Origin of the sequence: Rhizobium sp. BK418, from assembly GCF_004341105.1 — a bacterium.
In the GTDB taxonomy this organism is placed as follows: Bacteria; Pseudomonadota; Alphaproteobacteria; order Rhizobiales; family Rhizobiaceae; genus Rhizobium.
Window position 1 is genome coordinate 141,620 of record NZ_SLZK01000009.1, and the last position, 11,971, is coordinate 153,590.

Genomic DNA, 11,971 nt, shown 5'->3' on the forward strand with positions numbered 1-11,971 from the left:
ATCATCAATCGGAAGAGGCGGCGACGCGGATTGCGAGCGAAATTTGTCTTTGGGATAGGTCTTCGCTCCCCGATGAGGCCATTTTATCGGGTGAGCAGTCCGATTAATCGCCCGTTCATTTTGTGGTCGCTATTGACCATTATCCGCCATTTCGAACAACCCACGTTTGAATGTAAACTCCCTCTCAAAAGCGATGAAGATGCCCAATTCGAAACGCTCGTGCTGCCGCCCGCATTCAGTTCTTCAAGTACGCATTCGTCGGACGCGAACCCAGTAGAAGAGAGTAAAGAGCTATGACCTCTCAGAATGTCGTGGGCGCGACGAGCGCGCATGTTCAAGCCCCTTCCGCTGACCCGGATTTCGGCATCCGAGCACGCCTGCTGTCGAACGAGCAACTGAGGCACAAGGCCGCGCAGTTTGCGGAAACCCGAGTGCTTGACGTTGCAAGTTTCAAGAATTTCGATTTCTTCCAGCGGCATCGCGAGAATGAAGCTGAAATCCTGAGGGTCTATCGCGCGGCAGCAGCAGATGTCGATGCGGGCGAGAGCATCACGCCGGCCACTGAATGGCTGCTCGACAACCATTACATTGTCGAAGAGGCGATTCAGGAAGTCCGTCGCGACTTTCCGAAGAAATTCTATCGCGAGTTGCGCAAGATCACCCTCGACGGGACGGAAGTGCCGCGCACGCTGGCGCTCGCCTGGCTTTACATGGCGCATGCGCACAGCAATATCAGCAATGCCGGCATGGCCGCTGTTACGGAAGGGTTCCAGGACAAGGAGACCCTGCGCATCGGTGAGCTCTGGGCGTTGCCCTCGCTCGTCCGTTATGTGCTGATCGATAATCTTCGCCGTGTTGCGACGCAGATCGACAAGAGCCGCGAGATGCGCGCAAGTGCCAATGCGGCCGCCACACAGGCGATTGCGCTCGGCGATGACGGTTCCGCCCAATATCTGGAGACGCTGACGGCCAATCTCGACGATACGACTTTCGTCACCCAGCTGCATTATCGTCTTCGCAACGCGCTGGAGCCGACCGAGGCCGCGCTGAACTGGCTCGAAAGCAAGCTTGCCGCCAAGGGTACGGATGCCGAAGCCGTCATGTCGGCCGAGCAGACCCGACTTGGTGCGGCCAATGCGCTGATGGGCAGCATCATCAAGAGCCTGCGCGAGATCAATGATACCGATTGGTCCGAATGGGTCGAAGAGGTCAGCACCATTGACAAGCTGCTCTGGCAGCAGACGGACTATGCCGAGCTCGATTCCGGCTCCCGGAACAGCTATCGCCGCCAGATCGAAAAGCTCGCGAAGCGTTCCGACAAGACCGAAATGGATATCGCCGAGGCGGCTGTCCGTCTGGCCGATCGTGCGAAGGCAGGCAATGAGGATCCTTCGGCGTCAGCTGGCAATGTCGGCTATTACTTCGTTGGCAATGGACGCGCAGCACTCGAAACAGAGATTGGCTTCCGGCCGCCGCTTAGCCTGCGGTTCATGCGCGTAATCCGCAGGCTGAACTGGCTGGCAATCGCCGTCCCCGTGCTGCTCCTGACGCTGCTGGCGCTGGTCATCACCGATGCAGTTTTCGTCGATGCCGGCATGCCGTTTTTCGCGACGATTGTGCTGCTGGCGATGTTCGCACTTCCTGCATCCGAGGGAGCGACGGGCCTCTTCAACTTCTTCGCCACCTTCTTCATCACGCCCGACCGCCTTGTCGGCTATGAATTCAAGAAGGGACTGCCGGCGGAAGCCCGCACGCTCGTCACCATTCCTTCCCTGATCGGCAAACGCGAACATGTCGATGAGCTCGTCCGTAACCTCGAGGTCCATTACCTCGCCAATGCGCGCGGCGAAATCTATTACGCACTTTTGAGCGATTGGCCGGATGCTCAGGAAGAGCAGAATGCCCGCGATCTCGAGGTGCTTGAATATGCCAAGAGCCGGATCGCAGAGCTGGCATCGCGTTATTCCGAGGACGGCAAGCAGCGGTTTTATCTCCTGCATCGCCGCCGTCAGTATAATCCTGCCGAAGGCGCCTGGATGGGCTGGGAGCGCAAGCGCGGCAAGCTGCACGAGCTCAACAGGCTGCTGCGTGGCGAGCCCAACACAAGCTTCTTGCCCGGCGCCGATATCGTACCGCAGGACGTGAAATATGTGATGACGCTCGACAGCGATACGCGCGTCGTCCGCGACACCGTCACCAAACTTGTCGGCAAGCTGCATCATCCGATCAACCGCCCGGTCTTCGACGCCAAGAAACAGCGTGTCGTCGATGGCTACGGCGTGCTTCAGCCGCGCGTGACGCCGTCGCTGACGACGGGCAAGGACGCATCTACCTTCCAGCGCGTCTTCTCGGTCAATCGCGGTCTCGACCCCTATGTCTTTGCCGTCTCCGACGTCTATCAGGACATCACGGGTGAAGGCACCTTCACCGGCAAGGGCCTCTATCATGTCGATGCATTCGAAGCCTCGCTGAAGGGCCGCATCAAAGAAAATTCGGTTCTGAGCCATGACTTGCTCGAAGGCTCGATGGCGCGTTGCGCCTTGGTGACGGACTGCGAGCTGGTCGAGGATTTCCCGATCCGCTACGAAGTCGAGGTGTCGCGTCAGCATCGCTGGGCGCGTGGCGACTGGCAGCTCCTTCCCTATATTTTCGACGACCGCCGAGGCGTCACCGCGCTCGGCTGCTGGAAGATGTTCGACAACCTGCGCCGCTCGCTGACTCCGATTGCCTGGTTCCTGGCATCCGTGCTCGGCTGGTACTGGATGGACCCGTTCGGTGCGCTCGTTTGGCAGATCTTGCTGATTTTCAGCCTGTTCGTCGCACCGACCCTATCGCTGATCAACGGCATCATTCCGCGCACCAGTGACATTATCCTGCAGGCGCATCTGCATACGGTCTGGAAAGACATTGAGAATGCCAACGCCCAGGTGGCGATGCGCATCGTCTTCATCGCCGATACCGCCTGCGTCATGGCTGACGCGATCATTCGCTCGCTCTACCGCCTATTCATCAGCGGCAAGCTCATGCTGCAGTGGCGCACCGCTGCTAGCGCCCAAGCCATGGCGCAGACGACGATCTTCGGCCACTACAAAGTCATGTGGCGAGCTCCGATTCTGGCTATTCTGGCACTGCTCTTTGCGATTTCTTCCGGTGACAGCGCGTGGATGGTCGGTCTTCCCTTCGTCATCCTCTGGGTGCTTTCGCCGGCCATCGCCTGGACCGTCAGCCAGACGGCGGAAACGGAAGACCGGCTCGACGTGCCCGACAACGTCCGCGACGAGCTGCGCAAGATCGCCCGCCGCACCTGGCGCTATTTCGACCACTTCGTTGTTCCCGGCCAGCATTACCTGCCGCCGGATAACGTTCAGCAGACGCCGCATGCGGTCGTCGCCATGCGCACGTCGCCGACCAATATCGGCGTTTACCTGCTGTCTGTCATTTCGGCTCGCCGTTTCGGCTGGATTTCATTCGAAGATGCAGTCAGGCGTATCGAGCAGACGATCGAGACGGTCGACAAGCTTGAGAAATACCGCGGCCACCTCTTTAACTGGTATCATACGGACACGCTGAAGCCGCTCGGCCGCAGATACGTCTCGTCGGTCGATAGCGGTAATTTTGCCGGCCACCTGATAGCCGTATCGTCCGCCTGCCGTATCTGGGGTCAGGCTCCGCTTGCCCATATTCATACCGACCTCGACGGTATCGGTGATGTCGCCGCCATTCTCCGCGAGGTGCTTGGCGAACTGCGGGAAGAGAATAAGTCGGTCCGCTCTCTGCATGATCGGTTGGACGGCAGGATCGCTGATCTCGAAACGGCAGTTGCCACCGGCAAACGTGAGAAGGAATTCTCTTCGGGGCTGATCGAGCGATTTGCGGGGCAGGCGCGTGAAATCCGCGAACTTGCCGGCAGCCTCGACCGCGAGGTCAAGACGGCACAGAGCGACGAAGTTGTCCATTGGGCAGAAAAGCTCGTGGCGACCTGCGAACTTCATCAGACCGACAAGGCCTTCGATCCTTCGCAAGTGGATGCCATCAGCGAAAGGCTGATCCGCGTCGGCAATCGCGCCCGCGAAATCGCTTTCGATATGGATTTCAGCTTCCTCTATCGCCCCGAGCGCCGGCTGCTGTCGATCGGCTTCCGGGTCGAGACGGAAGAAGTCGATGCCGCCTGCTACGATCTGCTTGCCTCAGAAGCACGCCTGACGAGCCTTTTCTCCGTCGCCAAGGGTGATCTGCCGACGGAGCATTGGTACAAGCTCGGCCGTCACGTCGTTCCGGTCGGCCCGCGCGGCGCGCTGGTCTCCTGGTCCGGCTCGATGTTCGAATATCTGATGCCGCCGCTCGTCATGCAGGAGCGCAGCGGGGGTATTCTCAATCAGACCAACAACCTGATCGTCCTCGAACAGATGAACTATGCGCGCAAGCTCGGCACGCCATGGGGCATCTCGGAAGCGGCCTTCAATGCCCGCGACCACCAGATGAACTATCAGTACAGCAATTTCGGCGTGCCCACGCTCGGCCTGAAGCGTGGTCTCGGCCAGAATGCCGTCATTGCGCCCTATGCCTCGCTGCTGGCGAGCCAATATAATCCGGTCGCAGCACTCGAAAACCTCAACAGGTTGAGGGCGGTCGGCGCGCTCGGCATGTACGGTTTCCATGATGCGGTGGATTTCACCGCAAGCCGCGTGCCTGAAGGCAAGCAGTGCGCTGTTGTCTACAACTACTATGCCCACCACCACGGCATGTCGATTGCAGCCGTTGCCAACGTCGTCTTTGACGGCATGTTGCGCGAACTCTTCCACGCCGATCCTGTCATCGAAGCAGCCGAACTGCTGCTGCAGGAAAAGGCGCCGCGCGACATTCCCGTCATGGCCTCCAAGCACGAGACCGATGCGCCGGCGAAGATCCAAGGCGACCTGATGCGTCCGGAAGTGCGCCGCCTCGAAGACCCGGCATCGCGCGAACGCGAATTGCTGCTGCTGTCGAACGGTCGCTATTCGACCATGCTGACGGCGACCGGCTCGGGTTACAGCCGCTGGAAAAACCTCTCCATCAACCGGTGGCGGGCCGATCCGACCGAAGACCGCTGGGGCTCGTTCATCTTCCTGAGGGATGTCGCGTCGAACGAATGGTGGTCTGCGACGGCAGAGCCGCGCTCGGTTGCCAATGAGCATATCCGCGTCAGCTTCAGCGACGACAAGGCGGAATTCGTCAAGACCGTCGGCGAGCTGACGAGCGAAATGGAAGTCTTCGTCGCGAGCGATCATGACGCCGAAGGCCGCCGCTTGACGATCACCAATACCGGCACCGAAGATCGCGTCATCGAAGTGACCTCCTATATGGAGCCGGTCGCCACCCTGGATATTGTCGATACCGGCCACCCGGTCTTCGCCCGCATGTTCCTGAAGACCGAAATCGCTGCCCAGGGCGATGCGATCTTCGTCGAACGCCAGAAGCGCGGGCTGACCGATCCTGATGTCGCGATCGCGCAGCTCATCGTCGATACATCAGGTGAAAATGGCCCGACGCAATATGAGACGGACCGCATGCGCTTCCTCGGGCGCGGACGCACCCTGACCGAAGCCGCCGCCTTCGACGCAGATACCAAGTTGTCGGGCGCCGATGGCTTCACCATGGATACTTGCGTGTCGCTGCGCCGTACGCTTCGTGTGCCCGCGGGCGAGAAGGTCAGCGTGACTTTCTGGACCATTGCTGCGGCCGAACGCAGCGAGCTTGAGGCGGCGGTGGAGCACTATCGCCAGCCGGAAAGCTTCGCCCAGGGTCTCGTTCAGGCCTGGACGAGAACGCAAAGTCAGTTGCGCCAGATCGGCGTCAATTCCAAGGAGGCGGCTGCCTATCAGCGGTTTGCCCGCTACATCATCTATCCCGACATGGCACTGCGTGCCGACAGCAAGGCGGTTCGCGAGGGGTTGAAGTCGCAGGCCGTGCTTTGGGGCGCGACGCTGTCCGGCGATGCACCGCTGATGACGCTGCGCATCACCGACGAGCTGGGCACAGATCTGGTCAAGGAGTTGCTGCGCGCTCAGGGTCTCCTGCAATCGCGCGGCGTCGAAGTCGATCTCGTTATCTTCAACGAGCGTGCCGGCGAGGCGGCTGCTGAAATGCAGCGCACGATCGACCAACTCTGCGATGCGGCACGTCATGCCAGCGAGGTTGCCGGCATCCAGCGCAATATCTATGTCCTGCGCAAGGATTTGATGACGCCGGAAGCCTACGAGGCGATCATCGCCGCCTCTCGCGTTGTGCTGCGTGGCCGCGACGGCAGCCTTACCGATCAGTTGCAAAAGGCCCGGTCTGTTTCCGGTTCGCCTGCACTGCTTGGCCAGTGGGGCGATTCCACACTTGTGCCCCGAATGGTTCGCGACACCGCTGAGGCACTGCCGGTCGACGGCAGCGACCTTACCTTCTGGAACGGCTACGGTGGTTTTGCGGCCGACGGCAGCGAATATGTCGTGCGCCTCTCGGGTGGCGAGCAGACGCCGCATCCGTGGGTCAATATCATGGCCAATGAGAACTTCGGCTTCCATGTCTCGGCCGAAGGCGCAGCCTTCACCTGGAGCCAGAACTCCCGCGACCATCAGTTGACGCCCTGGACCAATGACATGGTCACCAACCGGCCGGGCGAAGCCTTCTATCTGAGGGATCTCGACCGCGGCTCGATCATCGTGCCCTACGCATCGCTGGCCCAGCGGTCCAACACGCGTTTCGAAGCACGCCACGGTCTGGGCTACTCGGTCTTCTCGACGGTTCAGGACGAGATCGCCCTGGAGGTCACCCACACCCTCCATATGGAAAGGCCAGTCAAGCTGACGCAGCTGCGCATCCGCAACGAGGCGGGCGAAGCACGAAAACTGCGTCTTTATGGCTATGCCGAATGGATCCTTGGTAACCACCCGACGAAGAGCAAACCCTTTATCATATCGAGCTTCGACGGCGAGAGTGGAGCGGTCTTCGCGAGCAATCCGTTCAGCGTAAGCTTCGGCACGCGTGTCGCTGCCTTTGCCGCAAGCGAAACTCCGTCGAGCGTTTCCACCAGCCGCCGCGAATTCATCGGCCGGCATGGCACGATCCAGCAGCCGCGCACCGTCTCGGCAGGTTCGCGGCTCTCAAATGCGCTCGATCTCGATGGCGATCCGGCGGCAGCCATGGCCTTCGATCTGACGATTGCGCCCGGCGAAGTGCGGGATATCTGCTTCTACATGGGCGATGCTGCTTCGCAGGAGGAGGCAGCCGCTCTCATCGCGGACATACGCTCGATCGGCTTCGAGGACGTTCTTGGCCAGACGCGTGACTTCTGGAAGAACTTCACCGCCAAGACACGTGTTTCGACGCCTGACCAGCGTCTCGACTTCATGGTCAATAGCTGGCTGCCTTATCAAACCTATAGCTGCCGCATTATGGCCCGCACCGCCTTCTACCAGTCGAGTGGCGCGTGGAACCTGCGCGACCAGCTGCAGGATTCGCTCGCCTTCCTGCTGCATTCGCCGGACATCGCCCGCAAGCAGATCCTCAATACCGGCCGACGCCAGTTCCCGGAAGGCGACTTCCAGCACTGGTGGCTGGCAGATAGCGGCGCAGGCGTTCGCACGAACATCTCCGATGATCCGGTGTGGCTTGCTTATGCGCTCGATCAATATTGCACGGCGACAGGTGATGCCGCGATCATGGATGAGATGCTGCCCTTCGTCGAAGGCGCGCAACTCAGCCCCGGGCAGTACGACGCCTTTCTGCAGCCGCGTGTTTCCGACACAACCGCATCGCTCTACGAACATGCGGCGCTTGGTCTCGACCTCGCGATTAAGCGTACCGGCGTCAATGGTCTGCCGCTGATGATGAGCGGCGACTGGTGCGACAAGATGGATCGCGTTGGCATGGCTGGCCGTGGCGAAAGCGTCTGGCTTGGCTGGTTCCTGGCCGGTGCACTGCGCCGCTTCATCGTCTACGCCGAGGCCCGTGGCGACACACAGCGTGTCGGCCATTGGACGGCACATCTGGAAAAGCTGAAGAGTGCAATCGAAACGGCCGGCTGGGACGGCGAATATTATCGCCGCGGCTACTACGACAATGGTGCGCCGCTCGGCTCTAGCCAATCCGAAGAGGACAAGATCGACTCGATCGCCCAGTCCTGGAGCGTGTTGTCGGGAGAAGGCAATCCGGAACGCAGCGTTATGGCAATGAAGGCCGTTCTCGACAAACTGGTCGATGAAGAGGGCAAGTTCGTCCGCCTGCTGACACCGCCTTTCGTCAAACCGGTCAACGATCCCGGCGTCATCAAGGCCTATCCTCCGGGTGTGCGCGAAAACGGCGGTCAGTATACCCATGCAGCCACCTGGGCGGTCCTCGCTCTCGCCCGCATGGGCTGGGGTGAAGACGCGTGGCGCGCCTTCGAGATGCTGAACCCGATCAACCACTCGCTCGACAAAAGCTCGGCGGATATTTACCGGATCGAGCCATATGTGATCGCCGGCGACGTCTACGGCGAAGGCGCTCTCAAGGGTCGCGGCGGCTGGAGCTGGTACACCGGGTCGGCCGGCTGGTTCTATCGAGTGGCAATCGAAGGGATCCTTGGTATCCGCTCTGAGAACGGTCGCCTGCACGTCAAGCCGGTCCTGCCGGCCGGATGGAACGGCTTCTCGGCGGAGCTCGATCTACCGAGCGGGAAATATCAGGTTTCCGTCTCGAAGGCGGGCGCAGATCGCTACTCCGTGACGATCAATGGCAATGTGCTGGATGACCTCAACGAAGGTTATCTGCTGACGTCAGCCTGAGGTTTCATTGTTGGGGCAGTCGACTTCTGTCACTGCCCCAGCGATTGCTCTCGTCGCCGCATGTATCAATCCCTCGGCAGGGTAAAGACGGCGCAGGGATCTGCAATCCCGCGCAGTTGATGTTCGCCGAGAGGCACCAGTTTCGTTGAAATTTCAGCAGCCAGCGCGCCCGATATCAGCACGCGATGACCAAGGGATTTGCAGAGCCCTTCCAGCCGGCTGACCAGGTTGACGGCCGGGCCTATCGCGGTGAAGTCCAGCCGGTCGGCCGCACCGACATTGCCCCAGAGCATTTCGCCGAAATGCAGCGCCACGCCAAATGGGAGGGGCGGCAGGCCCTGTGTTCGACGTGCGGCATCAAGATGGGCCATGCCGGCACGAGCTGCTGCCACAGCGCGAAGGGACGCCTCGCAGGCTTCGCGCGGCGTGCTGGTAACGGGGAAAATCGCCAGCACGCCGTCACCAATGAATTTCAGCACTTCGCCCCCGAAGGCGTGTACCGCGCCGGCAACACGATCAAACCAGGCGTCGAGCGTGTCGATCATGAGCGACGGCTCCGTCGCCTCGGAGAGGGCGGTGAAATCGCGCAGATCAGCGCACAGCAACGCCGCGCGGATCGTCTCGCCGCCGCTGCGGCCCAGCGCTCCGGCCTGCACCTGGGCAGCACTGCGGCGGCCGAGATAGGCTTCGAGCAGAGTTGTGAGCGACGTTCGCGCGGTCAGAGCCGCAAGAGGTGCTGCCGCAAAGCGCGTGGCCTGATGCAATCGATCCGCTTCTGCCGGGGAGAACCGACGTAACCCCGCCCAGCCCAACATCAAGCCGCGGACATCCGGGCCGATCTTCTCTTCCTGTACCGGCCCGAGCCCGGCAAGCCAGTCGCCGGCGGCCTTATCGAGAGAGCTGCCGGCAAAGGCGAGCGCCTCGATCACCGTGTCGCTCTCCGCCCGCCATAACCAGGTACGGCGTGAAATTATCGGATGAGGAACAGCAAACGTAAGAGCGCCGCCCGCAAGAGGCAGGCCATCAGCAGCCAAGCGGCGGCCAAGCTCGCCAATGAATTGTTCCGGGCCAGATGAGGCGCTAGCCTCATCGATCAGCCAGGCGAGATGGGCGGGTAAATCCATATGTCGATCATGCCACACCGGCTACCCGATGTCAGCGGTGGCTACGAATGCAAATAAGCATGCCGCAAGCCAATCTCACGCCGTATCTCGCATAAATTCGGCGTCACAATGAGGCAGGAAGCCTGGTTACTTCCTGCCATGAAAGATATCCGGTCCCGGGTCGCGTCCCGCTGCCACTGCGCTCAGGCGGCCGAGATAGTGTGCCCAACCCTCGGCATGACCGGCGCATTGCTCTTCATTGGGCAGGCCTGTGTGGGTCAAACGCAAGAGCGTGCCGTCCGGTTGCTCGATCAGATCGATCTCGACGAGGCTCGAACCCGGTGGAACTTCCTCGCTGCCATCCCAGCCAAAGCTGTAGGCAAGGCGGTGAACCGGTACCACCTCGCGAAAGGAGCCGCGCGCAAAGCGGGCGCCGGTGACATTGACGAGATAAAGCCCGCCGGGCTGCGGTTCGATCTCAGCTTCCGTTCCCATCCAGCGCAGGATCTTTTCAGGATCCGTCAGCAGAGCGAAGACAGCAGCGGGCGGGGCGGAAAGATGCGTTTCGCGGCGGACGACGAGGGCCTCTGGCATTGCTTTCTCCCATGGTTGGTCTGCACCGGCGAGGGCCGTTCTGGTGTATCTTAGGAGAAGAATCGCTGGCAGCAAGGGCGCCACGCGTTGCTGGCGTTCGAATTGCGAGGCTGAAGGGCTTCAACTGGAGGAGGCGACAGACCCCTCTGTGCCTGCCGCCTCCACCTCCGAGCGTCCGCCGCCGCGCTCAAGGAGAAAGGAAACAGTAGCCTCGCGTCGCAGCCTTGAGAATCACGGATCTGGAAGAAATTCCGGGTGTCATCCGCAAGTCACATCTCGTTTGAATGGGACAGATCGGTACTCATTCTATGTGTTTGAATGTCCTAAAATACCCGTTGCGAAGCCTGTGGATAAGCTGTGGAAATCAGGTGGACGGACAGTGGCAAATTGTCATTCATAAAATGCCGATGTTGCCATTTTGTTCAGAATCCGGTCATCTGTTTCTGCCTGATGTCGGTTTCCGCCGCAACTGACGCCGACACAAGCCACGGGCGCTCCGACATGAAGTCGTAGAGCGCCCTTTTCTTTTTGGTTCGTGCGGCGTGAGTCGAGATTAGGGATTTGCCTTGAGGAACGCGATGAGGTCATCGATCTCGAAATTCCAAAGTCCCCAGAAGCGCATCTTGGTGCCGGGGATTTTCCTGCTCGGGCTGGCGAGAAATTCCGCCAGTTCGCGCTCGTTCCAGATAAGCCCGTCTTCGCCGGCTTTCTTCAAAGCGGGGGAGTACGCGTAGTCGCCAACGATCGCCGCTCGCCGTCCGACGACACCCTTCAGAGAGGGGCCAAATGTGCTTCTGGTGTCATTGACGATGTGACATGAAGCGCAGGAACGGAATATCCGCGCGCCGCGATCTGCATCTGCAGCGAAACTGCTGCCCGCAATCGAAGCCGCCAGGATCGCCCGGGCGATTGTTCTCCACATCGTCCTAACTCTGGGCTCCGATCTTCGTGAGTTTGAAGAAGAACCGCCTTTCGTCACCACGCACGCACATCATCCCGGCCAACGTATCATCGCTCACGCGTCTGAAATGGTCGACGATCGGCTGCTCGTTGTAGACCATGGCAGCGCTTGCGATTTGATCGAGTGTGCGGATATCCAGGGCAGCCGTCGTACCTTGCGCGCGGAACGCCTTCTGAAAATAGGAAAACAGACCACGGCCGAAGGCGGTACGCCCCAGGGATGAGAGCCTGATCGCAAGCGTGATGGGGACGAACCGCGGATCGATTGCGACAAGCCGCCCCGGCCGCCATTGGAAGAGCAATGCGTCCGCCCGCATATCAGGATGAAAGCGTTTGCCGAACCATCTGAGGTTTTCAAGGACGCCGTCGAGCGGATGCCCTGATGGTATACCGGCTCCTCTCCAAAGCCCGACCATCTCAACGGGCTCAACTGTAGGGCGACAATCTGGATGAGATCAGCGCGACAATCTGGATGAGATTCTGGTGTCGCGATCGTCGGCGACGGTATCATCGTGATTGTCGCTG

The 11,971-nt window shown here is 60.5% G+C and carries 4 protein-coding genes and 1 pseudogene; 1 reads left to right on the plus strand and 4 read right to left on the minus strand.

The features are described from left to right. The first annotated feature begins 293 nt into the window (after positions 1-293). Positions 294-8,789: a glucoamylase family protein gene (locus EV281_RS28040; RefSeq protein WP_132657803.1), complete on the plus strand. Its 8,496-nt coding sequence runs from the start codon at positions 294-296 to the stop codon at positions 8,787-8,789. Positions 8,790-8,854: 65 nt separating this feature from the next. Here the strand turns inward: EV281_RS28040 and EV281_RS28045 are convergent, their stop codons facing one another. From EV281_RS28045 to EV281_RS28060, 4 genes and pseudogenes are all read right to left on the minus strand, one after another. Beyond that, a complete protein-coding gene (locus tag EV281_RS28045; protein ID WP_132657805.1) occupies positions 8,855-9,913 on the minus strand; it encodes an adenylate/guanylate cyclase domain-containing protein in 1,059 nt (352 codons plus the stop codon). A 126-nt stretch (positions 9,914-10,039) separates the two neighbouring features. Then, positions 10,040-10,486, minus strand: coding sequence for an SRPBCC family protein (locus EV281_RS28050; RefSeq protein ID WP_132657806.1), 447 nt, complete (start codon positions 10,484-10,486; stop codon positions 10,040-10,042). 553 nt (positions 10,487-11,039) lie between these two features. Then, complete coding sequence (locus tag EV281_RS28055; RefSeq protein ID WP_132657808.1) at positions 11,040-11,408, minus strand: cytochrome c family protein; 369 nt, start codon at positions 11,406-11,408, stop codon at positions 11,040-11,042. Positions 11,409-11,412: 4 nt separating this feature from the next. Then, a pseudogene (locus EV281_RS28060) lies at positions 11,413-11,877 on the minus strand (DUF4334 domain-containing protein); the annotation flags it as partial. Positions 11,878-11,971 lie beyond the last annotated feature (94 nt).

What these genes read in the sequence shown, in the direction of transcription:
- EV281_RS28055 (WP_132657808.1), bottom strand. Translation starts at nt 11,408, where the DNA reads ATGTGGAGAACAATCGCCCGGGCGATCCTGGCGGCTTCGATTGCGGGC.
- EV281_RS28045 (WP_132657805.1), bottom strand. Translation starts at nt 9,913, where the DNA reads ATGGATTTACCCGCCCATCTCGCCTGGCTGATCGATGAGGCTAGCGCC.
- EV281_RS28040 (WP_132657803.1), top strand. Translation starts at nt 294, where the DNA reads ATGACCTCTCAGAATGTCGTGGGCGCGACGAGCGCGCATGTTCAAGCC.
- EV281_RS28050 (WP_132657806.1), bottom strand. Translation starts at nt 10,486, where the DNA reads ATGCCAGAGGCCCTCGTCGTCCGCCGCGAAACGCATCTTTCCGCCCCG.